Raw genomic sequence first — 25,568 nt, 5'->3', positions numbered from 1 at the left:
CCCTCCCGAAGCGCCAGTCCGGAAGCACGCGGAAGGCCCGTCCTCCCCAGGACGGGCCTTCCGCTTTCCCCGAACCCCCGTGATCCCCCGCTAGCGGTGTCGTCGAGCCGACCCCGCCAGGAGTCCCAGGCCGATCACCATCGCCCCGCCGGCCAGCGCCCACCTCAGGTCGAGGAACTCCGGCCAGGCCGCGCCGTCGGAGAGCATGTAGGCGGCGGCGACCAGGGCCGCGACCCCGAACACCAGCCCCACCACGTCGACCCCACGCTTCTCGATCGAATCCTGGTCAGCCACGACTCACCTCCACCTCTCCGAGTTCACTCCGCACGTCCAGCACGATCTTCAATCCGCCCGGCCCGTCGGCGCCGTCGTCGCTGACCTCCACGTGGCCGCCCTTGCCCTCGGACTTCTTGTCCAGGCACGTGATCGCGCCGAGGTCGGTCCGGCAGGTCACCGTCACGTCCGCGTCGGCGGGCACCTTGACTTTCGCGCTGCCCAGGCCGACCTCGACCTCCGTGGTCACGGAGCCGGTGTTCGGCAGGCCGGTCAGGTCCAGGTCCACCTCGCCGACGCTCGTCGCGTACCGGGCGTCGACCTGCTCCACCGACGTCGGCTTGGCGCGGGTGCTGCCCATCCGGTCCGAGTCGACCCCGTCGAAGTCGACCGACGTCATCGCCACCCCGAGCACCGACAGCGGCACGACCAGCCAGAGCAGCCCGCGCCCCCCGTCACCCCGGAGCGAGCCGAGCACCATGCCGGCGCCGAGCACCGCGACCACCAGGCCGAGGGTGTGCTCGAAGTCGAACCACGGCGAGTACGAGGACGCCACCAGCGACCCGGCCAGCACCACCAGGGCGGCGCCGAACGCGGCCAGCCCCACCCGTGACTTGCGGCGCACCGGCCGCGGGGCGGCGACCACCGGCGTCGGCGAGGTCGAGGGCTCGGGCAGGTCCCACGCGAACGGGGCCGCGCCGAGCGGGTCCCAGGCGGGCGGCGACACCCGCGCGGTCGTCTGGTCGTCCGTCGACACCGGTTCCCCCACGGTGAAGGCCGGTGCGTCCGGCCGGTTGAGCTGCCCGCGGCCGCGGTGCAGCAGGTAGATCGAGCCGACGGACAGCAGCACGCCACCGACCATGGTGAAGCCGCCGTCGACGAAGAATCCGGTCGCGGGGATCACCGCGAGCCCGAGCAGGACGGTCAACGCGGTCGGCGTCGAGCTGCGGCCCCGTCCGAGCAGCGCCTCCGCCGCCGACACCTCGTCATCGGCCTGCGCTAGCAGCAACCAGCCCAGCAGGTAGATGAGCACCCCGGCGCCGTTGCACAGCGCCATCGCGACGAACGCCACCCGGACGATCACCGGGTCGATCTGGTACCGCTGTGCGATACCGGCGGCGACACCGGCGATCTTGCGACCGTCGTGTGGCCGCCTGGGCCTGGTGGCCCAGAAGTCCCTCAGCGTCTCTTCGACGTTGGCTGCGCTGATGTTCCCGCTCACGATGACCAGCTTGCTCAAAGTCGGCCGCCCGCACATCGGGGACCCACCCTGAACCGGGCATCGGGTGGAACCCTGATGACCGGCCCCGACGCACGTGTGACCATCGGGGGGTGAGTGTGGAGACGAAGGCCGTCGTCGAGCCGGTGCGCCGCAGGCGGACGGGCCGCGTGGTCGCGGGCGTGGCGGGCGGTGTCGCCGACCACCTCGGCATCGAGGTGTTCTGGGTGCGTGCGGCGTTCGCCGCGCTGACCGCGCTGAACGGCGTCGGCGTGGTCGCGTACGGCCTGCTGTGGCTGTTCGTGCCCCAACGCCCGATCAGCGAACCGGAGGAACCCTCGAACCCGAGGGAACGCCAGCAGGCGCTCGGCCTGGTCGCGCTCGGCATCGCCGCCGCCGTGCTGGCCGGCCTCTTCTCCGGCCCGGTCAGCGGCTGGATCGCCGGACCGCTCGCGGTGGCCCTGGTCGGCGCCGCCGTGGTCTGGCGCGAGGCGGACGAGGCGCAGCGCCGCCGCTGGCGGGACGGCGCGAGGTCCGGCTTCCTCGGGACCGGCCGCAGCACCATCGTGCGCGTCCTGGCGGGTGTCGCGCTGGTCGCCATCGGCATCGGCGTGCTGCTGGTCAACAGCTACGGCATCGACCAGCTGCGGTTCGCCCTGCTGGCCGTGGTCGCCACGCTGGGCGGTGTCGCGGTGCTCACCGTGCCGCTGTGGATCAAGCTGATCAACGACCTGGGCGAGGAGCGCCGGGTCCGCATCCGCACCGAGGAACGCGCCGAGATCGCCGCCCACCTGCACGACTCCGTGCTCCAGACGCTGGCGCTGATCCAGAAGCAGGCCGAGCACCCGCGAGAGGTGAAGCGCCTGGCCCGCGGCCAGGAACGGCAGCTGCGGGAGTGGTTGTACGGGCGGGTCGTGGACGAGAACAGCCAGCCGACGACCATGTCCGCGGCGATCGCCAAGGCCGCCGGCGAGGTGGAGGACAGCTTCGCGCTGGCCGTGCAGCAGGTCGTGGTCGGCGACTGCGAGCTGGACCCGAACCTGTACGCGCTGGTCCAGGCGGCCCGTGAGGCGATGGTGAACGCGGCCAAGCACGCGGCCGTGGGGGAGATCAGCGTCTACGGCGAAGTGGAGCCCGAACGGGTGACGGTGTTCGTCCGGGACCGGGGCAAGGGCTTCGACCCGAAGGCCGTGCCGGAGGACCGGCATGGCCTCGCAGACTCGATCGGGGGGAGGATGGAGCGGCACGGCGGCGAAGTCCGGATCCGCACCCGGCTGGGTGAGGGCACGGAGGTGCAGCTGATGATGCCGAGGAAGACCGCAGACAAGCGAGAGGCGGGGGCCAGGACATGACCGTCCGGGTGTTCCTGGTGGACGACCACGCGTTGTTCCGCGCCGGGGTGCGGGCCGAGCTGGACTCGATCACCGACGAGATCGAGGTGGTCGGCGAGGCCGGTTCGGTCGGGGAGGCAGTCGCGGGTATCGGGCACCACCGCCCCGACGTGGTGCTGCTCGACGTGCACATGCCCGACGGCGGCGGCGCGGAGGTGCTGAGGCAGATCCGCACGGCGCTGCCCGAGGTGGTGTTCCTGGCGCTGTCGGTGTCCGACGCGGCCGAGGACGTCATCGCGGTCATCCGCGCCGGTGCGCGGGGGTACGTGACGAAGACCATCTCCAGCCAGGAGCTGGTGCGCGCGGTGGTGCGGGTCTCGGAGGGCGACGCGGTGTTCAGCCCGCGGCTGGCCGGGTTCGTGCTGGACGCGTTCGCCGACCGGCCGGGCGCGGCCCCGATCAGCGACCCGGAACTGGACCTGCTGACGCCGCGCGAGCGGGACGTGCTGCGGCTGCTGGCGCGCGGGTACGCGTACAAGGAGATCGCGTCGGAGCTGTTCATCTCGGTGAAGACGGTCGAGACGCACGTGTCGAGCGTGCTGCGCAAGACCCAGCTGTCGAACCGCTACGAGCTGTCCCGCTGGGCGTCGGACCGCAGGCTCGTCTGAGCGTCAGACTTCCCTGGACTGGACGATCCGCAGCATGCCCTCGGCGGGCTCCACCACGAGCTCGTACCAGCCGGAGGTTTCGGCCCCGGCCCGGACGAACGTCACCCGCACCCGCACGAGGAACCGGGTGGGGTGGCCCTGCTCCGCCGTGATCCCGTCGGCGTGGACCTGGTCGTACACGCCCCAGTTCGCGGTGTAGTCCTCGTACGTCGGCCGGTAGTGGGTGGCCAGGTTCCGGTACGCGGTCTCCGGGTCGTGCGGCAGCGACTCGTAGTGGTTGCGCACCAGCGCCGTCGCGTCGGCCGTGCTGTAGGAGGGCGCTTCCCAGCCGGACGACCCGGCGGATCCGGGCGAGTCGCCCCACCGGGGCAGCAGGTACACGGCCGCGCCTCCGGCCACCAGCAGCAGGGCGGCCACGAGGGCCGGCACCAACCAACGGCGCCGCTTGCGCTCGGCGGACGGCTTCCCGGACGCTGCGCCGGTCCGCTCGGCCGACTTCTCGGGGGACTTCCCGGCACGGGCCTCGGCGGGGGGCTCGACAGGCGGATTCGCACCCGATCCGGCACCCGATCCGGCATCCGGCTCGCCAGTCGACTCGGCACGCCGCTCGGCGCGCGGTTCGTCAGGCGACTTGGCGCGAGACTTCGCGCGCAGTGCGGCCGGCGGCTCCGCAGGCGATTCAGCGGGCGACTCCGCAGGTGTCTCTGCGGACGGCTCCGCGGACGCCTGGGCAGGCGACTGGGCGGGCGGCTGGAGCGACTGGGTGAGGAACCGGGTGGCCGGCTCGGCCAGCAGGCCGACCGCCTCCGCGGCGGTCGGGCGGGTCTCCGGGTCGGTGGCGAGCATCCGCGTCAGCACCCCGGTCAACGGTCCGGAGCGGGTCGGCGGCTCGACCTTGCCCAGCGCGGCCCGGTAGAGCAGCCCGAAGCTGTTGTCGCTCACACCGTGGGGTGACTGGCCCTCCGTCGACGCGTACAGCGTCGCGCCGAGCGAGAACACGTCGGAAGAGGTGTCCGGCTGTTCACCGCGCGCCACCTCGGGCGCGAGGTACGCGGGGGTGCCGGTGATCATGCCGCTGCCGGTGAGCGTGCCGTCGCCGGCGGCGCGGGAGATGCCGAAGTCGGTCAGCTTGACCGTGCCGTCCTCGCCGATGAGGACGTTGGACGGTTTCACGTCCCGGTGCACGATGCCCGCCGCGTGCGCCGCGGCCAGCGCGGCGGCCACCCGACCGCCGATCCGGGCCGCCTCGGCCGGTTCCAGCGTGCCCCGCTCGGTCAGCAGCGCGGCCAGGGTGCGCGCGGGCACGTACTCCATGACCAGCCAGGGCCGGTCGTCCTCGACCACCACGTCGAAGACCGCGACCGCGTTGGGGTGCTGGAGCCGGGCCGCGTTCCGCGCCTCGCGCATGGCCCGTGCCCCGACCACCTGGCCGTCCTCGAACGCCAGGTCCGGCCGGAGCTCCTTCACCGCCACCTCGCGGTCCAGCAGCGCGTCGCGAGCCAGCCAGACGACGCCCATCGCGCCGCTGCCGATCTGCTCGACCAGCGCGTACCTGCCGCCGACGGTCCCCCCGGACTCCCCCACGCCCAGGAGGGTAGGCGATCGGTCAGTTGGTCGAGACCAGCTTGGCGAGCTCACGGTCGAAGTCGATCCACAGGTCCTCCTCACCGGGCTGGACCACGTCGTAGGTGAGGTCCAGGAACTCGGCGATGTCCTCCGCCTCGGCGGACAGGATCGCGAACCCCGTCGGCGCGTTCAGCTCCACCAGCACCCGCTCCGGGTCGTCGGCGGCGGGGCGGACCAGGATGTCGCCCTCACCGGACGACGTCAGCAGGCCGTCGGCGAGCAGGTCGCGGGCGAAGATCCACTCGACCTTGCCCTGCCCGGTGTGGAACAGCACGGCCACGGCGTACGGGTCCTCGGGTTCGTAGTGGAGTTCGGCCTCCACCGGCGCCGGGGCGATGCCCGGGACGAGGAGGTGGAACGTCGTCGTGATGGTGATGCTGTCGTTGCTCATGTCCTGTGGGTTCCCTTCCCGAGTCGTCCCTTTCAACTGAGGAGACGTCCGAGCGGGCGAATCGGGACGTGGTTCGCGTGAACACCATACGATCGGGGGAGACCTGGGTCTCAAGTCCACCCGTTTGCCCACAGCCGATGTCTCACTTGGCCGTACCCGCGGGTAACGCGGGGTTACCGCAGGTCACTTGAGCGTAGCGACGGGTTCTCCGGGCACCGGCACGATCGCGGTCGCGGGCTGCCTCCGGGTCAGGGCGACGCCGACGAGGACCACCACCATGCCGATGACGACCCGGGCGTTGAGCGCCTCGCCCAGGAACAGCGCGCCGAGCAGCACCGAGACCACCGGCAGCAGGTAGCCGACCATCGTGGCGTTCGTCGGGCCCTCGTCCTCCATGACGCGGTAGTACAGCGCGAACGCGACACCCGTCCCGAACACGCCCAGGATCGCCACGGCGATCAGCGGCGGCCAGGACAGCTGCACCGGCTGCAACCCCGCCACCGGCATCGCGATCGCCGTCATGCCCGTCGCGGCCACCAGCTGGGTCGAGGAGATCTGCATCGAGGACAGACCACGCCCCGACACCGTGCGGCCGATGTAGGCGTAGGCGACCGCGTACGAGGCCGCGGCGGCCAGGCACGCGAGCGCGCCCCAGCTGGCCAGGCCGGCCTTCTGCCACGGCGCGAAGATGAGCAGCACGCCCGCGAAGCCGAGCACGAGGCCCGCGAGCCGCGCCGGGTTGCGCTGCCGCTCCGTGCCCAGGGCCAGGCCGATGCCCAGCGCCCACAGCGGCGTGGTGGCGTTGAGCACACCGGCGACGCCGGAGTCCACCGTCTGCTCGCCGATCGCGAACAGCGCGAACGGCAGCGCGGTGCTGAAGAACGCGGCGAGGCTCAGGTGCACCCAGGACTGCTTGTCCCGGGGCAGCCGCTGCTTGTTCCAGTACACGAGCGCGACCAGCACCAAGGTGCCGAGGACGGTGCGGGTGAAGGTGATCTGGATCGGCGAGAGGCCGGTCAGTGCGATCTTGATCCAGAGGAAGCTGGAACCCCAGATGAGGGCCAGGACACCCATCCTGATCAGCGTGCCGGGCTTGTTCACGAGTCCACTTTGCGCGGTCGCAGACATCAGCACAAGTGAATAGAAATGCACGATCCTTAAGCACAGCTGTAAGGTCGAGCCATGTTGGACGTGCGACGCATGCAGGTGCTCCGGGCCGTGGTGGCCACCGGCTCCATCACCGCCGCCGCGGTGAACCTCGGGTACACGCCCTCGGCCGTCAGCCAGCAGGTCACGGCCCTGGAGAAGCAGGCAGGCCTACCGCTGCTGGACCGGGTCGGGCGGGGCGTGCGGCCGACGGTGGCGGGCCGGATGCTCACCGAGCACGCCGCGCACATCGCCGACCGGCTGGTCGAGGCGGAGTCCGCGCTCGCCGACCTGCGGGCGGGACGGACCGGGCGGCTCCGGGTCCGGTACTTCGCCACCGCCGGCGCCGCGCTGGTGCCGCCCGCCGTGGCGCTGTTCCGGGCCAAGCACGCGGACGTCCGGCTGGACCTCAAGCTGACCGAGCCGGTCGACCCGATGGTGGAGGTCGAGGCGGGCCGCGCCGACGTGGCCATCGTCGTCCACCACGGCGACGACGAGCCGCCGCGCGGCGTGCACCTCGTGCACCTGATGGACGACCCGTACCTGGCCGTGCTGCGGCGCGGGCACGAGCTGACCCGCAAGCGGGTGCTCGACCTCGCCGACCTGGCGGAGGAACCGTGGGTGGACGCGGTGATGTCGCCCGGACCGTGCCGGGACATCGTGCTCGACGCCTGCGCGGGCGCCGGGTTCGCGCCGAACGTCGTGGTGGAGGCGGACGACTACCCGACCGCCCAGGGGTTCGTCGCGGCCGGCCTGGGCGTGACCATCGTGCCCAAGCTCAGCCTCGGCGTGATCCACCCCGGCGTGGTGGTCCGCAAGCTGCGCCACCCGGAACCCACCAGGACCATCTGCGCCGCGATCAGGGAGGACGGCATCGGCTCGCCCGCCGTGACCAGCCTGCTCGACGCCTTGAAGGCCTCGTCCGCCTAGGACCGGCCGATCTTCCGCTCGGCGTCGATGTAGAGGCTCTGCGCCTCCCACTTCACCACGATCAGCTTGTGCTCGGTGGTGACCGTGTTGTCCTTCATCTCGTAGGCGAGCTCGGCCTCGTAGGCGTAGGGCGAGTTCCACTTCAGGTTCCTGATTTCGACCGACTTCACCTGCTTCCACCAGCCCTGGTAGGCCGCCGCGCCGCCCACCGTGGCCTGCGCCTTGGGCGTCAGCCAGCGGTAGCCCTCGTCCACGTGCTCCGGCAGCAGGTCGAAGTAGGCGCGGACCGTCTGCTCCAGCTGGTCGTTCGTCGGGTCGGCGGTGATGTTGGTGGGCCGGCTGGCCGGCTTCTTCGACGGCGTCGCCGACGCCGAGGCGCCCGCTTCCACGGCCGTGGTCGACGTCGGCGCGCCGGCCTGGTCGTCGGAGGGATCGCCGCTGGACAGCACGCTGGCCAGCAGGATGCCCACGGCGGCCGCGCCCGCGACGGCGAGCGCCGTGACCACGGCGGACCGCTTGCTCCTCATCGGACCGCCCTTGGCGGCGGGCCTCGGCGCGCCACCCGGGTGGACGGGCGGCGGCGGGTTGTGGCTCTGCTGCCGCTGCGGCGGGGGCGTCGGCGCGGGCGCCACCCTGGTCGCGGCGGGCTGCGCGCTGGGCTGCGGGGCCTGTGCCCTGGCCGCCTGGGCCTGCACGGGCGTGCCCTGCCACGACGGCGGGTGCGACTGCGGCAGCGCCATCGGGAACTCGGGCGCGGCCCGTCCCGCGGCCACGGCGGCCAGCGCCTCGCGGGCCTCGGCCATGGTCGGCCGGTCCTCGGGCTCGGCGCGCAGCAGGCGCATCAGCAGCGCGGTCAGCGGACCGGCCTGCTTCGGCGGCACGACCTTCCCGGACGCGACCTGGTGCAGCAGCGCGATGGTGTTCTCGTTCAGCCCGAACGGCGGCGCGCCCTCGATAGCCGCGTACAGCGTCGACCCCAGCGAGAACACGTCGGACGGCGGACCGGGGTCGTAACCCTTGGCCACCTCGGGCGCGAGGTAGGCGGGGGTGCCCGCGAGCATCCCGGTCGCGGTGACGGTGACGTCGCCGGTGGCCCGGGAGATGCCGAAGTCGGTGATCTTCACCGTGCCCTCGTTGCCGAGCAGGATGTTGCCCGGCTTGATGTCGCGGTGGACGATGCCCGCGTTGTGCGCGGCGGCCAGCGCCGAGGCGACCTGGGAGCCGATCGAGGCCACGTCGCGGGGGGACAGCGTGCCGCGCTCCGACAGGGCCGAGGAGAGGCTCTTGGACGGCAGGTACTCCATCACCAGCCACGGCTGGCCGTCGTCCTCCGCCACGTCGTACACCGCGATCGCGTGCGGGTGCTGGAGGCGGGCGGCGATCCGGCCCTCGCGCATGGCGCGGCGCTTCGCCTCGTCCGTGTCGGCTTCCGCCAGACCCGGCTGGAGCAACAGCTGCTTGACCGCGACGGTTCGGTGCAGGCGCTCGTCGTGCGCCTGCCAGACGATGCCCATCGCACCGCTGCCGATCCGCCGGCCAAGTCGGTAGCGGCCGGCAACCAGGCGGCCATCGTCGCTCACGGCGTGCTCCCAGTAGCTGCTAGGGCTTCATTCAGTGGCACACGACAAGACGCCACTAGGACAAGAACGTTGCTTCACCCGAACGGGATCGGCACCACCTTACGAGGTTCACGTTCCCTCCTGCGCCACGGTGGTGGTTGGCGGGGCCGGCGGAGTCGTTGTCGTCGTCGTCGTGGGGGCCGGCTGCGACGAGGTGGTCTTCGCCGTGGTGGTGGTGGTCGGAGGGGGTGGTGGCGGCGTCGTGGTGGTGGTCGGGGCCGGCTGCTCGGGCGGCGGGACCGGCTGGACCGTCACCGTCTCGGTCTCCACGGTGGTCGGCACCACGGTCGTCGTCTGCACCGTCGTGGTCGGGGTGGGCGTGAGCGAGCTCGTGTCGCCGGCCGGCGGGTTGCCCGGGTCCCGGTCGAACACGTCCAGCGCCACCAGCAGGATGCCGAACAGCAGGACCGCGCCCAGCACCACGGCGGTGATCACCAGCGGCCGGCTGTTGGCCGGTGGCGGCGGGGGCGGGGGCACCGGCACCGCGCCGCCCGTCGAGCGGTGGCCGGGCCGCACCACGCGGGTCCGGTCGCCGTCGATGAGGGCCGTGGCGCCGGCGGCGGCCACCGGCGGGAACCCGGGCGAGCTGGCCGGGAGGAGACCGGTCAGGGTCGGGTTGCGCCCCTGCGCGACCGCGTTCAGCAGGTCGCGGGCCTGCGCCATGGTGGGCCGGTCCGCCGGGTCGTAGGCGAGCAGCCGCAGCAGCACGTCGGTCAGCGGGTGGTCGAGCGTCGGCGGGTTGATCCGGCCCGCCGCGACCGCGTGCAGCACGCCGAGCGTGTTCTCCGACAAGCCGAACGGGGGCTCGCCCTCGGCCGCCGCGTACAGCGTCGAGCCGAGCGAGAACACGTCCGAGGCGGGCGACGGGTCCTGGCCGCGCGCGATCTCCGGCGCCAGGTAGGCGGGCGTGCCCGCGATCAGGCCGGTCTTGGTCACCGTGACGTCGTCGCTGGCCCGCGAGATGCCGAAGTCGGTGATCTTGACCAGGCCGTTGTCGGCGAGCAGCACGTTGCCGGGCTTCACGTCCCGGTGCACGATCCCGGCGGCGTGCGCGGCGGCCAGCGCGGCGGCGGCCTGCAGACCGATCTGGGCCACCTCGATGGGGTCCAGCGGGGCGTGCTGGGCCATCGTGTCGGCCAGGCTGTAGGACTCCATGTACTCCATGACCAGGCACGGAGCACCGTTCTCCTCCACCACGTCGTAGACCGCGATGGCGTTCGGGTGGTGCAGCTTGGCGGCGATGCGGCCCTCGCGCATGGCGCGCTGGATCGCCTCGTCCTGCTCGCGCTCGTCCAGGCTCGGCGCGAGCAGCAGTTGCTTGATCGCCACGATGCGGCCGAGGCGCTCGTCCTGCGCGCGCCACACGATGCCCATCGCGCCGCTGCCGATCCGGTCGAGGAAGCGGTAGCGGTCGGCGATGACGCGATCGTCGTTGCTCACCGGACCACCTCGCTGGGGCGCTGCGTGACCGCGGCAATGGCAGCAGGTCTCACGCTCGGGCTCCTCGTCGTGCGGATCGGTGCGCGGAACAGGCTAGGCCACCGCTCGCCCGCAGAGCCTACCCCGGCCGTGACTACGTCTTTCGAGCCGTTGCGCAGGTCACGTGAGCCGAGGGGTGACCGGGAAGGGATACCTGATACCGACCCGTAGGGCCACCCGTTCGCATGAAGATCACGAGTTTTGCGGCCGAACGGCCCAACCGCCTGGCGAGTCGTCCGCCCAGGCACCGCGAGTCGCGCACCCGGACACCACGAACCGTCCACTCGGGATTCCCGAGCGGACAGGTGCGGACGATGGCCGGTCAGCCTGCCGGAGCGAAGAAGTCGAACCCGCCGCCGAGCGGGCTCAGGATCCCGCCGAGGTCGAGGCCGAGGTCCAACCCGTCCTTCTCCTCGGGCGGCGGAGGGGTGCTCGTCCCGGACGACGGGGGCGGCGACGACGACGGGGGCGGCGACGACGGCTGCGTGCTGGCGCTCGGAGCCGTGGTCGTCGTCGTGGGCGCCGGCGTCGTGGTCTCGGTGCTCGTGCTGGGCGGAGGCGGGGTCGTCGTCTGCCGGCTGCTCGTCGTGGGCGCCTGCGTCGTCGTCGACTGCTCCGTCGTGGAGGTCGTGGTCGTCGTCTGCTGCGGTGCGGGCTGCGGCGCGCGCTGGGCGGCCTGCCGCTGCGTCTCCTGCTGCGTCTGCTCGGGCGTCGTGGTGGTGGTCTCGGCGTGCGCCTGCTGCACCTGCTGCTGCTTGGCGGCGGCGGTGCCGAGGTCCTTGGTGAGCGGGTTGGTGCCCCGCGCGGCGGCACGGGCGTCGAAGCGCACCTCGGCCAGCGGACGCTCGTCCGGGGACGACATCAGGCTGGACGCGGAGAACGCGACGGTGCCGGCGAGCACCACGCCACCACTGGCCATCGCGACGAGCTTCGGCACGGAGAACCCGCCACCGCGCTCTTCCTCACCGGCGCGCCCCTCGCGGCGCAGCAGCTCGGTGATGTGCAGCTCGCGGCCGGACAGGTTGGTCGTGGTGGACTTGCCCGCGGCCGACGACAGGGCGGCGACCGAGAAGCGCACCGTCTCCTCGTCCTCGTTGATCCGCTCGGTGATCCGCGGGATGGGCTGCGTCTCCGCCTCGCGCCTGGCGAGCAGGTCGGCGACCGACAGCTTGGCCGTCGAGCCATCCTGTCGACGGCGTTTGTCGTCGTTCGACACCGCTGGAACACCTCTCCCGGGGAGTGCATTGCGCTACTTACCGGGACCATGGATACCGAATCGTGACCGTCTTCGTAACCCCTTTGAGTGAAGTTTGTTGGGCAATGGTGTGATTTATGTACGCTGCGTCAGCTTCTAGGGGGGATCACTACGGACAGTCAGCTGCGTTGGGCCGAGAGGACCTCGGCCCCGACGATGCGCGGGACGGTCGTCTCGGTCAGCCGGAAGACCTGCTCCACCCGCATCCACCGGCCGGTGCGCTCCTGCATCGAGACCACCGCGAGCACGGTGCCGTCCGGTCGCAGGGTGGTCGACTCGATGGTGATCGCCTGCACCTCGTCCCACGACGCGACGAAATCACCGGCGTCGCCGCCGAGGAGGTCCCGCGACAGCAGCCGGGACGCGTCCGCGGGGTTGGCCGGCAGCAGCTCGAAGAACCGCCGCACCACGTCCACCTGGGGGTTCGGCCCGACGACCAGCTCGGCTGACGGCACCACGACGGCCGGCTCCACCGGCAGGTCGACGGCCGGTGGCGCGCCGTGCTGAGCCGGGGCGGACGCCGGCCGCGGTCGTTCGCCGCCGCCCAGCTCCGCCGATAGCACATCCGGGCGCAACGCGGACGCCCCGTTGATCCCCGCAGGCGCCGCCGCGTGCGGTTGCTCGGGACCGGTGGGGCGGTTCCCCGCCATGATCGAGGCAGTCGCGACGGCGGCGAACAGCACAATCGCCCCGGTGGCCACGCCGGCGAGCTTCACCACCCGGGTGGGCGGTCGTCTGACCGCCGGCGGCTCCTCGTCACCGAGGAGTTCGGCCACCAGGCTGTGGCCGGCCGGGTGCCCGTGGTGCTGGATACGCACTGGTCCCGGCTGTTTCCTGATCAACTCGGCCACCGTGACCGAACCCGCGCGGCTGTGCCTGCGACCGCTCGTCCTAGGGCGCTGCACTGGCGACTCCCTCGTCGTGACGTCGCCAAGACTCGTACCGTGCCCGGCGGACGAGAAGCCAGCTCAGCGCGGGAGTTCACTCGTTCGTGGCGGCCAGTGGTCAACAGCCGTCGCTCGAACGGACGAAGGACTACGGAACGACGCTACGGAGACGGCGTACGGGACGTGCGTCACGGCGCGCCTCCGGCGGCTACGCGCCGCCGACCGGGCGTTCGTCGTCGATCAGCGGGACACCCGTGGTGGTGGTGAACACCAGCCGGCGCTTCTCGGTGGTCGTGGTGCCGTCGTCGTGCGTCATCAGCAACGTGCTCACCGTGATGCCCCGCACCGGGTCCACGCTGATCTCGACCACCTCTATCGACGACACGCCGGCGAACCGCTGCTGCAGCACCGCGCCGCCGTTCGGCCGGAACGAGTCGGACACCAGCGCCAACGCGCTCTCCGAGTCGTGCGCGACCTCTTCGTAGAACAACTCGGTGCTGCTCGCGATCGCGGCGGCGTCCACCACCGGCTGCGCGTCCGCGGGGACCGTGGTGACGTGCGGCGACGCGGACGTGCCGGACGTGCCGGACGTGCCGGTGGCGTGGTCGGCAGGGGTGCGGTCCGCGCGGGTGCGGTCGGCGCGGGTGCGGTCGGCGGGGGTGCGGTCGGCTGGGGAGCCGTCCGCGGACGTGCGGTTGCCGGCCGGCAGGCGCAGGTCCTCCCGCGCGGCCAGGGCGGCGGGCTCACGACCCGGCGCGGGGGTGACGTGCGGCGGCGGCGACGGTGTGGCGAAACCGGTGAGCAGCGGCACGTCCGTCGGGTAGCCCGGCATCCCGATCCGCTCGACCGGCCCGGTCGAACCGACCAGCTTCACCGCCACGATCGCCAGGCCGACCAGGACGCCGGCCGAGGACAGCACCGCGAACCACGCGGCCCGCTTCCACGTCCGGGGCGGCGTCACCGAGGCGGGCACCATGCCGATGTTGAACTTGCCCAGGCCCACCGCGTCGGTGTCGACGAACGGGTCCGGCGGCGGGGGCAGCGGACGCCCCACCCCGCGTGGCGTCGGGTGCTCCGACCCGCCGCCCGGGGGCGGCCAGAGCGGCGCCCCGTCCCCATGCCGATGCCGGCCCGACCGTCCTGGTTCCCCGATGTCCATGCTTGTGCAGACCCCTCCCGCCCCCTGGCCCGACGGCCCTCGCAGCCCTGTTCACCTGATCGGCTTCACGCTCACCTGGATGTTCAAGTGGCGCGGGGCATGGGGGTGGGACACCGAGGACCCCGCAACTACTTCAGAGTAGGTGCAGGGTCTCGGCAGAGCCGGGCGGATCGGGCCCGTGGCGCGGAGTGGCACACGGAAGTGTGAATCCGGGCCGGTGGGCGAGGACCCTGGGGCTAGCTGCCGCTGTTCAGCTTCTTCCGGGTGCTCTGGAGCGCGTTGGTGGCGGCGAGACCCGCACCGCCGGCGATCAGCGCGCCGATGACGTCGCCCACGGGGGCGTCGCCCGACGTGATCAGCAGACCGACCAGGGCGATGATCGTGGTGACCCCGGCGACGGTCCACCGGCTGCGCACGTACTGCGCGATGGGCGCACCGGCGGCGCGCTTGGACTTGGCGGCGGAACCGAGCATCGCGAGGTAGCCGTCGTGCGCCAGCGAGGCCAGCACACCCAGGATCGCGACGAGGCCGGTGATCAGACCGATGACTCCCATGCGCACAGTGTGCCCTCGATCAAAGCCGCTGGACCATCCGTGATCGCCCTGATATCCACTTGAGGTGGAGGTCTTCTGGCACGACGCCTGCCTGGAGCACGACACGGGCACCGGCCTGTGGGAGCTGCCCGGCCGCTGGGACTGGCTGGACGCAGCCGAACCGCACCCGGAGAACGCGGCCCGGCTGCGCACGTTCCGGCACGCCCTGGCGCGCGGTCCGGTCGCGCCGCACCTGTCGTGGTCCGCCGGCCGGTTCGCCACGGACGAGGAGTTGCGGCGCGTCCACGCCCCGTCCTACCTGGACGAACTCCGCGCGGCGTGCGGGCGGCGCACGGCCGTCGAGGTGAACACGGTCGTCGGCCCCGGCTCGTGGGACGCGATCCGTGCCGCCGCCGGCACCGCGCTGGCGGCCTACGAGGCGGTCGCGGCCGGTCGGACGCGCCTGGCGTACGCCCTGGTCCGCCCGCCCGGCCACCACGCCCAACCGGCCTTGGCGGACGGGTACTGCCTGGTCAACAACGCCGCGCTGGTCGCCGAGACGGCCCGTCGAGCCGGCCGCCGGGTCGCCGTCCTGGACTGGGACGTGCACCACGGCAACGGCACCCAGGAGGTGTTCCGGGACACCCCCGACGTGCTCACCGTGTCCGTGCACATGCGGCACGGGCCGTGGGGCGCCAACCACGTCCAGACCGGGTCGCCGGCCGAGTCGGGGGCGTCGAACATCAACGTCGAGCTGTCCCTGGGCGCGGGTGACGGCGCCTACCGGCGGGCGTTGGCGGAGATCGCGTTCCCGGCGGTGGCCGAGTTCGGCGCGGACTTCCTGGTCTGCGCCTCCGGTTTCGACGGGTCCGCGTTCGACCCGAACGGCAGGCACAACCTGACCGCCGGCGGGTACCGCGGCATCGGGCGGGCCGTGGCGGGACTCGGGCTGCCCACCGTGCTCACCCAGGAGGGCGGGTACCTGCGCGGCTACTCGGCGTTGTGCCTGCACGCCCTGGTGGAGGGCCTGCTGGACCTGGACCTGCTGGAGGACCCGCTGGCCTACGTGCCGGACGACACCCAGCTCGTGGACGTGGACTTGGCCAGGGCCAAGTCCACGCTCACCGCGTGGGACTTCGCTACCGGCCCAGGGGGCCGCGGCCGAGCTTGAGCAGGATCATCGCCAGGTTGTGGCCCTCGGGGCCGAGCTCCTTGTACCGGTTGATCACGTCGATCTCGCGGTTGTGCACGATCCTCGTGCCGCCGGCGGCCATCCGCGCGGCTCCGATGATCTTGGAGATCTCGACCCGGCGCTTGACCAGCCGCAGCAGCTCGGCGTCCAGGTGGTCGATCTCATCGCGCAGCGCGTCGATGTCGGGCGCGGCTTCGGTGCTGTTCATCGTGACGACCTCTCGAGTCTGGTGGGAGTCCCAGCCCGGGCAGCAACGAAGCCCCGGCGTCCGAGGACTCCGGGGCTTCGTGGTGGCTTGGTTGCGCTAGCGCTCCACGGGAGCCGGAGTCCGGTTCCCGTAAAAAAACTCGAAGTGGGCGATGCGCACAGGCTCATCATGCCACAGCCACGGACTGTCGGGGCTACCGAGTAACGTGAACAGGCGATGAGCGCCTTGTTCGACTTGCCCGCAAGTCCCCCCGCCTCCCGTTCCGCCCATTCCCGCTCCGGGCGGCTGCTCGACGACCTCAACCCGTCCCAGCGCCGGGCGGTCGAGCACGCCGGCGCGCCGTTGCTGGTCGTGGCGGGTGCGGGCTCGGGCAAGACGCGCGTGCTCACCCGCCGGATCGCCTACCTGCTCGCCGAGCGCCAGGTCCACCCCGGCGAGGTCATGGCGATCACCTTCACCAACAAGGCCGCCGCCGAGATGAAGGAGCGCGTGTCCGACCTGGTCGGCGCGCGGGCCCGCTCGATGTGGGTGTCCACGTTCCACTCGATGTGCGTGCGGGTGATGCGCCGCGAGGCGAAGACCCTCGGCATGTCGTCCAACTTCTCGATCTACGACTCGGACGACACCCGCCGGCTGATCACGCTGGTGGCGCGGGACCTCGACCTCGACCCCAAGCGCTACCCGGCGCGCACGCTGGCGATCCACATCTCGAACCTGAAGAACGAGCTGGTCGACGCGCCCACCGCGAAGGAGCGGGCGACCAACGACCTGGAGCGCCGGGTCGCCGAGGTCTACGAGAGCTACCAGCGCCGGCTCGGCGAGTCGAACTCGCTGGACTTCGACGACCTGATCATGCGGACGGTCGAGCTGCTGCAGGACCACCCGGACGTGGCCGAGCACTACCACCGCCGTTTCCGGCACGTGCTGGTGGACGAGTACCAGGACACCAACCACGCGCAGTACACGCTGGTCCGCGAGCTGATCGGCACCGGCCGGGACGGCGTCCCGCCGGGCGAGCTGTGCGTCGTCGGCGACGCGGACCAGTCGATCTACGCCTTCCGCGGCGCGACGATCCGCAACATCGTGGAGTTCGAGCGGGACTACCCGCAGGCCACCACCATCCTGCTGGAGCAGAACTACCGGTCCACCCAGACCATCCTGAGCGCCGCGAACGCGGTGATCTCGCGCAACCCGAACCGGCGCGACAAGAGGCTGTGGAGCGACCTGGGCGACGGCGAGAAGATCGTCGGCTACGTCGCGGACAACGAGCACGACGAGGCCGCGTTCGTCGCGCGCGAGATCGACCACCTGGTGGACAGCGGCGAGGCGAACAACGGCGAGATCGCCGTGTTCTACCGGACCAACAACCAGTCGCGCGTGTTCGAGGAGATCTTCATCCGCCTCGGCCTGCCCTACAAGGTCGTCGGCGGCGTCCGGTTCTACGAGCGGCGCGAGGTGCGGGACGCGTTGGCGTACCTGCGCGCGCTGTCCAACCCGGACGACACGGTGTCGCTGCGGCGCATCCTCAACGTGCCCAAGCGCGGCATCGGCGACCGCGCGGAGGCCTGCGTGTCGACGTACGCCGAGCGCGAGCGGATCGGTTTCGCGGCAGCCCTGCGGGCGGCGGTGGAGGGCCGGGTGCCGATGCTCAACCCGCGCTCCCGCAACGCGATCGCCGGGTTCGTCGAGCTGATGGACGAGCTGGGCGTGCTGGTCGAGCGCGGCGACGACGTGGCCGACATCCTGGAGGCGGTGCTGGAGAAGACCGCCTACCGGGCCGAGCTGGAGGCCAGCGAGGACCCGCAGGACCACACCAGGGTCGAGAACCTGAACGAGCTGGTCACGGTGGCCCGCGAGTTCACCGACCTCGGCTCGGCGGTGCCCGCGGCCGACGAGACCGCGCCCGGTGAGGCCGTGTCCCCGGAGGCTGCGCCCGCGGCGGACGAGGGCCTGCCGGCCGAGGGTTCGCTGGCGGCGTTCCTGGAGCGGGTGTCCCTGGTCGCGGACGCCGACTCGGTGCCGGACGCGGAGTCGGACGGCGTGGTCACGCTGATGACGCTGCACACCGCCAAGGGCCTGGAGTACCCGGTGGTGTTCTGCACCGGCTGGGAGGACGGCGTCTTCCCGCACATGCGGGCGCTGGGCGACCCGACGGAGTTGGCCGAGGAGCGCCGGCTCGCGTACGTCGGCATCACCCGTGCCCAGCGGCGGCTGTACCTGTCGCGGGCGCTGGTGCGCTCGGCGTGGGGCCAGCCGTCCGCGAACCCGGCGTCCCGGTTCCTGGACGAGATCCCGCCCGACCTGGTCGAGTGGCGGCGGGTGGAGCCGAAGCGCTCCGCGCCGTCCGCGCCGACGTCGTGGGGCAGCCGCGGGTCGTCCACCCCGCGTCCGGCTCCGACGAACACCGGGTGGAAGAACACGCCGGCGGTGTCGCTGGACGTGGGCGACCGGGTGAGCCACGACAAGTACGGGCTGGGTCGGGTGGTGGCCGTGGACGGCTCGGGCCCGCGTGCGACCGCCACGATCGACTTCGGCGGCGCGGGGACGGTGCGGCTGATGCTCATCGGCGGCGTGCCCCTCGTGAAGCTCTGAGGGCCGTTCAGCGGTAGCTCGTCAGCCGCGTCCCCCGGTGTGGGCATGTCGCTTGCATGTGCATGCAAAGGCGAGCACAATCTCGGCTCGTGGACGAACGCGTGGTGAGGGCGGTCGTGGATTGCTCAGACGGCGAAGCACGGCAGTGGGACCACCGGGCCGGGTGCGAGGTGCGCGCCGTGCTGGACCGGGTCGGGGACAGGTGGTCGCTGCTCGCGCTGGCGTACCTGGCCGAGCGGTCGCACCGGTTCGCCGAGCTGTGGCGCAGGATCGACGGCGTGAGCCGGCGGGTGATCACCGTGACGCTGCGCCGGCTCGAACGCGACGGGCTCGTGCTGCGGACGGTCCACCCGACCGTGCCGCCGCGGGTGGACTACGAGCTGACGCCGTTGGGCGCGAGCCTGCACCGCACGGTCCAGGTGCTCAGCTCGTGGTCGGAGCGGCACGAGGCGGAGATCGTGGCGGCCAGGGCGGCGTACGACACCACGGTCGGGGTGCCTGATCGTTCACCTGGCCGTCACCCGATCGTGGCCTGAATCGCGTGCAACCCGGATCGGGTCCGCGCGTCTTTAAGGGTGTCAGGAGCAGGACGGCCGGGACGTTCGGGGTGAACCGGCTGGGGGGAACCCGCTCCATGGCAACGGGGGGAAGGTAGTGAGGGTGCGGGCGCCGTGTCGGGGCGGTGGCCGCAGGAGGGGGAATCACCTTCGGGGGGCGGTTCCACAGTGGAGTTGCACAGTGGAAGGGCCGGGCTGCTCAGCGCAGCCCGGCCCTTCTTGTGGTGCGTGTCCTGCCGTGCGTCAGACCTGCCGTGCGTCAGACCGTCGGACCGCGTGCACGTCGGACGCTCCTGAACGTCAGACGCTGATGCCCTTGGAGTTCAGCCACTGCAACGGGTTGATCTTCTTGCCGTCCGGGTTCCAGACCTCGAAGTGGAGGTGCGGGCCGGTGGAGAAGCCGCGGTTGCCCATCCGGGCGATCTGCTCGCCCGCGCGGACCCGCTGGCCCTTGGAGACGGAGTACGTGTCCACGTGGCCGTAGACGGTGACGGAGCCGTCGGGGTGCTCGACCTTGACCCAGAGGCCAAAACCGCTTGCCGGACCGGCCTCGATCACGACACCATCCGCAGCGGACAGGATCGGTGTGCCGATGGGGCCGGCGATGTCGATGCCGTAGTGCATCTCGCCCCAGCGGCCGCCGAAACCGGAGGTGTAGAGGCCGGCTGCGGGACGGGAGAACTTGGGGCGCTTCGCCTCGGCCTCGGCGGCCTCGCGGTCTTCGGTGATCTGCAGGCTCTTGACGAGCTTCTGCGCCTCGGCGGCCGAGTCGACCGTCTTGGCGACGGGCAGGACCTGCGGTGACGCGGGACCTGTGCCGCCGACGCCGAACGCCGCGGCGCCTTCGGAGGCGTTCGCGAGCGGGGTGATCTCGTCGGACGCGGCCGGGGAGCCGCCGGTGCCCAACGCGTGGATCGTCTGCCCGGCGCCTGCGGCGGCGAACGCGCCGACGGCGACAGCGGCGACGACGATCCGTCCGCGCAGCGCCGAAGGCGGTGGTGGAAGCCGGTGCGTGCTCACTGGACGCGTCGAAGCGCGGTCTACCGCCTCTTCGAGCACAGCTGAACTCGGATGGCCGCCGGGGGAGCGGTGTTGAGACAAAACCTGGCCTTCCGTCTTCGGGGAGTCCGGTCGGACACCGGGCGGGGGATCCCGGTTGAGCCGGTCGGGGTACCGACTCGTCGTCCTGCTTGTGACCAGACCGTGACAACGGACCGGGGGAAGATAACGGCGCGGAGCCCTTAAGGGCAATCCCCGATGCGGATGTCTACCGTTTAGCGGTCAGTGGGTCAGGCTGGAGTGTGAGTCGTGACAGTCGGTCATCGACTGACTCCGAGACCCCGTGCGTGCAGGCACGATGTGGTGATTTTGCTCGTCATCCGAACGTGTGATAGCGCTCATGACGGCGCGTAGCGTCCGCGAGTCAACGGGCAGGGACAGGTGACCTGAATCACGTATCCGGTGCTCTTCGGCGACCAGTGACGGGTGCGTCAGCCGGGCGTTCCGCTGCGGCACGATCACCTGGTCCATCTCGCTCCACACCACCACGAACCTCGTGCGGCACGGTCGGGACGGTTCGGCCAATTCGGACAAGAGGTCCGAACCGGGCCGGAGTTGCCTGGTCAACGTGGTGGGGAAGAGGTAGGCGGCCAGCGTGCCGCCGTGCGGGGTGCCCAGGGTCACGAGCGTGCGCACCCGTGCGTCGCCCCGCAGGCGCTGCACGTAGTAGCGGGCGATGAGGCCACCCAGCGAGTGCCCGACGATGTGCACCCGGTCGGATCCGGTCTGCTCACAGATCCGCTCGACGTGCTCGCCCAAGAGCGCCGCCGACCGCCGGACGTCCCCCGTCAACGCGGTCAGCACGCTGTAGTTGACCGCGTGCACCACCCCGAAGCCGCGCCTTCGCAGCGCCCCCGAAAGCACTGCGAAGGCAGACCTGTTGTCCCCGATGCCGTGCACCAACACGATCGGGGTTCCCGCCGCGTCCATGGCCGAAACCACCAGGCCGCGCTGCCGGGGCGGCAGGCCGTCGGTCCGGTAGGCGCGGTAGTGCCCGTCGGGCTTCAACTGCTCTTCCAGGACGCCCCACGGGTACAGCACTGTGTGCGCCGCCAACCAGGCGGCCTCGACGGCGACACCGCGCACCCCGCCCGGCGTGGCCATGGCGCGGAGCACCCCACCGGAGACGTCGAGCACCTCTTCGGCCAACCACCGACCGGCGCCCCACCACGTCTCGACCAGCCGCCGCACGCCACCGCCCATGGGGCTGAAGGTAAGTGATGCCGTCACCCATTGGTGGTACCCAGACTTGTTGCCGCACATGCGCGGGCACGTCACACCGCGTGCCCGGCTCCGAGCCGCCCGCCCATCGGGCCGTGCCCGGTTTTGCTAGCGTCCGAGCGGTGATCCGAACCGCTGAACCGGTCTCAGCCGCCCCCACGAGACTGCGTGCCGCGGTCGGGGTGGCCTTGGCGGGCTCGTTGCTCACCGCGGTCGCCCCGGCTGTCGGAGTGGTCGACGCCTCCGCCCCGCCCGCGTTCACGGCCTGGCCGCTGCTCGCCCTCCTGGCCCTTCTCCCCGCGGTTCTGGCCGCGGTGTTCCTCGTTCGAGGTCAGGGGACGACCGCTGCGGCGGCTCTCGTCGCACCGGCCGTGTTCGCCGTCGGCCGCCTGCTCGACGACCTCCAGCTGGCAGTCGGCCCGATCGACGCCTCACGTCCCGAGCTGCTCCGCCCGACCAGCCTCCTGCCGCCCACCCCGACCACCGGCGTGTGGCTGCTGGTCGCCGGGCACGTCCTCCTCATCGCGGCGGGCGTGGGCGCCATGGCGACCCTCGGCGCCGAACCGGACGTCCGCAGCGAACGCGCGAGCTTCGTCCTCCCCGCCACGGCGGGCATCGTCGCGGGCATCGGCCTGTTCACCGTGCCGTTCACCTCGTCCGACGCCCTGGTCCCGGCCCGCGCCCCGCTCGACTCGCCGACCCTGCCGATGGTGGGCGGGCTGCTCGTCACGCTCGCCGCGCCGGCCCTCGCCGTCCTCGCCGCCAGCGCCACCACGAACGAAGCCCGCAAGGGCGGGCTCCTCGGCCTGGCCGCCGTCCTCCTCACCTTCGCGCTCCCTCCGATCGCCACCGCCCTCGCGGTCGACGGGATCGGCCCCGCCGTCGGCCCGTTCCTGGTCCTGGGCGCCGCCGTCGCGCTCGCCCGGCCGCAGCGTGCGGCCGAGGCCGGTCCGGAGGAGGACCAAGAGGTGCACGACGTCGAGCTGCCCGGCCCGCGCCGCCTGCACGTCATCGCCGGTGGGCTCGGCCTGGTCGCCGCCGCGGCAGCCGTCGCGGGCGCGACGACCGACCAACTCGTCTTCCCCGCCGGCTTCCCGGCGCCCACGGACTACGCGGCCCGCCTGCTCTGGCCGGCCGCGATCGCCACCGCCGTCCTCGCCGCCGCGCTGCTGGCCAAGGCCGCAGTCAGGCCCGCGTTCACCGTCGCCACCGCGACCGTCACGCCGGCGGCCGGCGGCGTGCTGGACGCCGCGTTCGCCGCCACCGAGCTGGGCGCCGAGCCGGGCGCGGGCGTCTGGTTCACGGTCGCGTCCGTGGTCGCCGCGGCAGCCGCCGCCGGCACCGCCGCGCTGGCCGGCGCGGTCGAGCGGGACGAGGTGGGCAGCACCACGTCGGAGCCGCCGCTCCCGCTCCTCGCCGGCGTCATGATCGCCGCGCTGCTCGCGATCGGCGCGTTCGCCCTGCCCGTGCTGCGGGCCGCGGACTACGTGCCGTTCGGCGCGTTCGGCCTGGGCGTCGGCTCGTGGGGCCTGCTCGTGGCGCTGGTCGCCGCGGTGGCCGCCGCCGCGATCGCGCTGAAGGCCCGACCGGACCGGGGCGCCGCGCTGCTCCTCGGCGCGGCCGTCGTCACGGGCGTCCGCGCGCTGGAGTACCCGCTCACCGCGGCCCGCGCGGCCGGCGCCGTGCCCGGTCCCGGCCTGTGGCTCGCGGCAGCGGCGACGGTCGCCTTCCTCGTCTCCGCAGCGGTCCGCACCGCCCGCTGAGCCGCCGCCGAACCGCCGGCCGACCGCACAGCGCACCGGAAGCGGTTGTGAGGAAGGGGCTGCTGAATCGGTGTGGTGATCGACCTCACCACCGCTATGACCGACTTCACGGGCGTGGGGTGCGGAGTAGTCCTGGCCGGTCGATAGTGTCTTGCGAAGCCGCGTCGAGCCGGTCCCCCTCGGCTATGCCGGCGTTCCAGGTGATGCCTGGTACGTGTGGGCGCCAGGCCCCAGCCTGGAGCGCCGGACCTCAGAGGACCGCACGAAGGACGCGGTGTCCGACACCGACGTCGCAGGAGACCCGAGTGGACCTGTACGAGTACCAGGCGAAGGATCTCTTCGCCGCCCATGACGTCCCGGTACTTCCGGGCGACGTGGCGACCACCCCCGCCGAAGCCAAGGCCATCGCCGAGCGCTTCGGCCAGACCGTCGTGGTCAAGGCCCAGGTGAAGACCGGCGGCCGGGGCAAGGCGGGCGGCGTCAAGCTGGCCGAGACCCCGGAGGAGACCGAAGTCAAGGCCGAGGCGATCCTCGGCCTCGACATCAAGGGCCACATCGTGCACCGCGTGCTCGTGACGCCGGCGTCCGACATCGCGGAGGAGTACTACTTCTCCTTCCTCCTCGACCGCGCCAACCGCACCTTCCTGGCCATGGCCAGCGTCGAGGGCGGGATGGACATCGAAGAGGTCGCCGCGACCAAGCCCGAGGCCCTGGCCAAGGTGCCGGTCGACGCGATCACCGGCGTGGACCGCGCGAAGGCCGACGAGATCGTGGCCGCCGCCAAGTTCCCGGCCGAGGTGGCCGACCAGGTCGCCGACGTCATCGTGAAGCTCTGGGAGACCTTCGTCTCCGAGGACGCCACGCTGGTCGAGGTCAACCCGCTGGTCCGCGACCCGCAGGGCAAGATCGTCGCGCTCGACGGCAAGGTCACGCTGGACGAGAACGCCTCCTTCCGCCACCCCGCCCACGAGGCGCTGGTGGACAAGCAGGCGGAGGACCCGCTGGAGGCCAAGGCGAAGGCCAAGGGCCTCAACTACGTCAAGCTGGACGGCCAGGTCGGCATCATCGGCAACGGCGCCGGCCTCGTGATGTCCACCCTGGACGTGGTGGCGTACGCGGGCGAGAAGCACAAGGGCGTCAAGCCGGCGAACTTCCTCGACATCGGCGGCGGCGCGTCGGCCGAGGTCATGGCCAACGGCCTGGACATCATCCTGCACGACCCGGACGTGCGTTCGGTGTTCGTGAACGTGTTCGGCGGCATCACCGCGTGCGACGCGGTCGCCAACGGGATCGTGGCCGCGCTGGGCATCCTGGGCGACGAGGCCAAGAAGCCGCTCGTGGTCCGCCTGGACGGCAACAACGTGGAGGAGGGCAGGCGGATCCTCGCCGAGGCCAACCACCCGCTGGTCACCGTGGTGGACACTATGGACAACGCGGCCGACAAGGCTGCCGAGCTCGCGGCTGCGGGGGTCTGACGATGGCTATCTTCATCACCAAGGACAGCAAGGTCATCGTCCAGGGCATGACCGGCGCCGAGGGCACCAAGCACACCAAGCGGATGCTCGCCTCCGGCACGAACATCGTCGGCGGCGTGAACCCGCGCAAGGCCGGCGAGAAGGTCGACTTCGACGGCAACGTGCTCCCGGTGTTCGGCTCCGTGGCCGAGGCCATGAGCGCGACCGGCGCCGACGTGACCGTGATCTTCGTGCCGCCGGCGTTCGCCAAGGCGGCCGTGATCGAGGCGATCGACGCGGGCATCGGCCTGGCCGTCGTGATCACCGAGGGCATCCCGGTGCACGACACCGCGGCGTTCTGGGCGCACGCCGTCGCGACCGGCAACAAGACCCGGATCATCGGCCCGAACTGCCCCGGCCTGATCAGCCCCGGGCAGTCCAACGCGGGCATCATCCCGGCGAACATCTCCGGCGCGGGCAAGATCGGTCTGGTGTCGAAGTCCGGCACCCTGACCTACCAGATGATGTTCGAGCTGCGCGACTTCGGCTTCTCCACCGCCATCGGCATCGGCGGCGACCCGATCATCGGCACCACCCACATCGACGCGCTGGCGGCTTTCGAGGCCGACCCGGAGACCGCGGCGATCGTGATGATCGGCGAGATCGGCGGCGACGCCGAGGAGCGGGCGGCGGCGTACATCAAGGAGAACGTCACCAAGCCGGTCGTCGGCTACGTGGCGGGCTTCACCGCGCCCGAGGGCAAGACGATGGGCCACGCGGGCGCGATCGTGTCCGGCTCGGCCGGCACCGCGCAGGGCAAGAAGGAAGCCCTGGAGGCCGCCGGCGTCAAGGTCGGCAAGACGCCGAGCGAGACCGCCGGGCTGATGCGCGACATCATGCAGTCGATCGGCTGACGTTCGTCCGTTCGTGCAACACACTGAGGGCCACCTCCGCGCGGAGGTGGCCCTCAGGCCGTCCGGGGCCGGTCGGCGAGCACATCCGGGGG

At 72.0% G+C, this 25,568-nt stretch carries 23 protein-coding genes; 9 read left to right on the top strand and 14 right to left on the bottom strand.

The features are described from left to right. Nucleotides 1–90 precede the first annotated feature (90 nt). Complete coding sequence (locus tag ACRAKI_RS33285) at nucleotides 91–294, bottom strand: hypothetical protein (protein WP_447004446.1); 204 nt, start codon at nucleotides 292–294, stop codon at nucleotides 91–93. Next, nucleotides 287–1,495 carry a PspC domain-containing protein gene (locus ACRAKI_RS33280; RefSeq protein ID WP_447004445.1) on the bottom strand — a complete coding sequence of 403 codons (1,209 nt, stop codon included), beginning with the start codon at nucleotides 1,493–1,495 and terminating at the stop codon, nucleotides 287–289. Before ACRAKI_RS33280 ends, ACRAKI_RS33285 begins: the two co-directional genes overlap by 8 nt. A 110-nt stretch (nucleotides 1,496–1,605) precedes the next feature. Between ACRAKI_RS33280 and ACRAKI_RS33275 the strand changes: the two genes are divergently transcribed. Then, nucleotides 1,606–2,844, top strand: coding sequence for an ATP-binding protein (locus ACRAKI_RS33275; RefSeq protein WP_447004444.1), 1,239 nt, complete (start codon nucleotides 1,606–1,608; stop codon nucleotides 2,842–2,844). After that, a complete protein-coding gene (locus ACRAKI_RS33270; protein ID WP_033436784.1) occupies nucleotides 2,841–3,491 on the top strand; it encodes a response regulator in 651 nt (216 codons plus the stop codon). The genes ACRAKI_RS33275 and ACRAKI_RS33270 overlap by 4 nt, the downstream gene beginning before the upstream one ends. Before the next feature lie 3 nt (nucleotides 3,492–3,494). Here ACRAKI_RS33270 and ACRAKI_RS33265 read toward each other — a convergent pair whose 3' ends face one another. The 3 genes from ACRAKI_RS33265 to ACRAKI_RS33255 all read right to left on the bottom strand — a co-directional run bounded on the left by ACRAKI_RS33265 (nucleotide 3,495) and on the right by ACRAKI_RS33255 (nucleotide 6,636). Then, complete coding sequence (locus tag ACRAKI_RS33265; RefSeq protein WP_447004443.1) at nucleotides 3,495–5,075, bottom strand: protein kinase domain-containing protein; 1,581 nt, start codon at nucleotides 5,073–5,075, stop codon at nucleotides 3,495–3,497. 22 nt (nucleotides 5,076–5,097) lie between these two features. Next, complete coding sequence (locus tag ACRAKI_RS33260) at nucleotides 5,098–5,508, bottom strand: SsgA family sporulation/cell division regulator (protein WP_447004442.1); 411 nt, start codon at nucleotides 5,506–5,508, stop codon at nucleotides 5,098–5,100. Between the two features lie 183 nt (nucleotides 5,509–5,691). Then, nucleotides 5,692–6,636, bottom strand: a complete 945-nt coding sequence (locus ACRAKI_RS33255) for a DMT family transporter (RefSeq protein WP_447004441.1) — start codon at nucleotides 6,634–6,636, stop codon at nucleotides 5,692–5,694. Between the two features lie 54 nt (nucleotides 6,637–6,690). Here ACRAKI_RS33255 and ACRAKI_RS33250 point away from each other — a divergent pair, with 54 nt between their 5' ends. Further along, nucleotides 6,691–7,584, top strand: coding sequence for a LysR family transcriptional regulator (locus ACRAKI_RS33250; protein WP_447004440.1), 894 nt, complete (start codon nucleotides 6,691–6,693; stop codon nucleotides 7,582–7,584). On the opposite strand, the gene ACRAKI_RS33245 is transcribed toward ACRAKI_RS33250, so the two are convergent. The 6 genes from ACRAKI_RS33245 to ACRAKI_RS33220 all read right to left on the bottom strand — a co-directional run bounded on the left by ACRAKI_RS33245 (nucleotide 7,581) and on the right by ACRAKI_RS33220 (nucleotide 14,537). Next, on the bottom strand, nucleotides 7,581–9,164 hold the full coding sequence (locus ACRAKI_RS33245; protein WP_447004439.1) for a protein kinase domain-containing protein: 1,584 nt from the start codon (nucleotides 9,162–9,164) through the stop codon (nucleotides 7,581–7,583). The two genes, ACRAKI_RS33250 and ACRAKI_RS33245, sit on opposite strands and share 4 nt — an antisense overlap. A gap of 108 nt (nucleotides 9,165–9,272) precedes the next feature. Beyond that, a complete protein-coding gene (locus ACRAKI_RS33240) occupies nucleotides 9,273–10,643 on the bottom strand; it encodes a serine/threonine-protein kinase (protein ID WP_447004438.1) in 1,371 nt (456 codons plus the stop codon). A gap of 361 nt (nucleotides 10,644–11,004) precedes the next feature. Continuing rightward, entirely contained in the window at nucleotides 11,005–11,898 is an 894-nt protein-coding gene (locus tag ACRAKI_RS33235) for a hypothetical protein (RefSeq protein WP_447004437.1), read from the bottom strand. 158 nt (nucleotides 11,899–12,056) lie between these two features. Beyond that, entirely contained in the window at nucleotides 12,057–12,755 is a 699-nt protein-coding gene (locus ACRAKI_RS33230) for a hypothetical protein (RefSeq protein ID WP_447004436.1), read from the bottom strand. Between the two features lie 277 nt (nucleotides 12,756–13,032). Beyond that, nucleotides 13,033–13,878, bottom strand: a complete 846-nt coding sequence (locus tag ACRAKI_RS33225) for a hypothetical protein (protein ID WP_447004435.1) — start codon at nucleotides 13,876–13,878, stop codon at nucleotides 13,033–13,035. A 341-nt stretch (nucleotides 13,879–14,219) separates the two neighbouring features. Then, nucleotides 14,220–14,537: a hypothetical protein gene (locus ACRAKI_RS33220; RefSeq protein WP_447004434.1), complete on the bottom strand. Its 318-nt coding sequence runs from the start codon at nucleotides 14,535–14,537 to the stop codon at nucleotides 14,220–14,222. Nucleotides 14,538–14,601: 64 nt separating this feature from the next. Between ACRAKI_RS33220 and ACRAKI_RS33215 the strand changes: the two genes are divergently transcribed. After that, entirely contained in the window at nucleotides 14,602–15,687 is a 1,086-nt protein-coding gene (locus tag ACRAKI_RS33215; protein ID WP_447004433.1) for a histone deacetylase, read from the top strand. On the opposite strand, the gene ACRAKI_RS33210 is transcribed toward ACRAKI_RS33215, so the two are convergent. After that, nucleotides 15,656–15,916, bottom strand: coding sequence for a chorismate mutase (locus ACRAKI_RS33210; protein ID WP_447004432.1), 261 nt, complete (start codon nucleotides 15,914–15,916; stop codon nucleotides 15,656–15,658). The genes ACRAKI_RS33215 and ACRAKI_RS33210 overlap by 32 nt on opposite strands. A gap of 216 nt (nucleotides 15,917–16,132) precedes the next feature. Here ACRAKI_RS33210 and pcrA point away from each other — a divergent pair, with 216 nt between their 5' ends. Further along, entirely contained in the window at nucleotides 16,133–18,508 is a 2,376-nt protein-coding gene (pcrA, locus tag ACRAKI_RS33205; RefSeq protein WP_447004431.1) for a DNA helicase PcrA, read from the top strand. Between the two features lie 116 nt (nucleotides 18,509–18,624). Next, a complete protein-coding gene (locus ACRAKI_RS33200; RefSeq protein WP_447004430.1) occupies nucleotides 18,625–19,044 on the top strand; it encodes a winged helix-turn-helix transcriptional regulator in 420 nt (139 codons plus the stop codon). Between the two features lie 321 nt (nucleotides 19,045–19,365). Here the strand turns inward: ACRAKI_RS33200 and ACRAKI_RS33195 are convergent, their stop codons facing one another. Both ACRAKI_RS33195 and ACRAKI_RS33190 read right to left on the bottom strand, forming a co-directional pair. After that, a complete protein-coding gene (locus ACRAKI_RS33195) occupies nucleotides 19,366–20,085 on the bottom strand; it encodes a M23 family metallopeptidase (protein WP_447004429.1) in 720 nt (239 codons plus the stop codon). A 261-nt stretch (nucleotides 20,086–20,346) separates the two neighbouring features. Beyond that, on the bottom strand, nucleotides 20,347–21,354 hold the full coding sequence (locus ACRAKI_RS33190) for an esterase/lipase family protein (RefSeq protein WP_447004428.1): 1,008 nt from the start codon (nucleotides 21,352–21,354) through the stop codon (nucleotides 20,347–20,349). Nucleotides 21,355–21,467: 113 nt separating this feature from the next. Here ACRAKI_RS33190 and ACRAKI_RS33185 point away from each other — a divergent pair, with 113 nt between their 5' ends. The 3 genes from ACRAKI_RS33185 (at nucleotide 21,468) to sucD (ending at nucleotide 25,476) form a co-directional block, all read left to right on the top strand. After that, complete coding sequence (locus ACRAKI_RS33185) at nucleotides 21,468–23,108, top strand: hypothetical protein (protein ID WP_447004427.1); 1,641 nt, start codon at nucleotides 21,468–21,470, stop codon at nucleotides 23,106–23,108. Between the two features lie 305 nt (nucleotides 23,109–23,413). After that, complete coding sequence (gene sucC / locus ACRAKI_RS33180; protein WP_447004426.1) at nucleotides 23,414–24,583, top strand: ADP-forming succinate--CoA ligase subunit beta; 1,170 nt, start codon at nucleotides 23,414–23,416, stop codon at nucleotides 24,581–24,583. A 2-nt stretch (nucleotides 24,584–24,585) separates the two neighbouring features. Next, nucleotides 24,586–25,476 (top strand): succinate--CoA ligase subunit alpha, encoded by an 891-nt coding sequence (gene sucD, locus ACRAKI_RS33175; protein ID WP_447004425.1) that lies wholly within the window; start codon nucleotides 24,586–24,588, stop codon nucleotides 25,474–25,476. The last annotated feature ends 92 nt before the right edge of the window (nucleotides 25,477–25,568 follow it).

The organism is Saccharothrix isguenensis, assembly GCF_052936305.1.
Note: the sequence above shows the minus strand (reverse complement) of the source record. Positions and strands in the feature narration are given on the sequence as shown.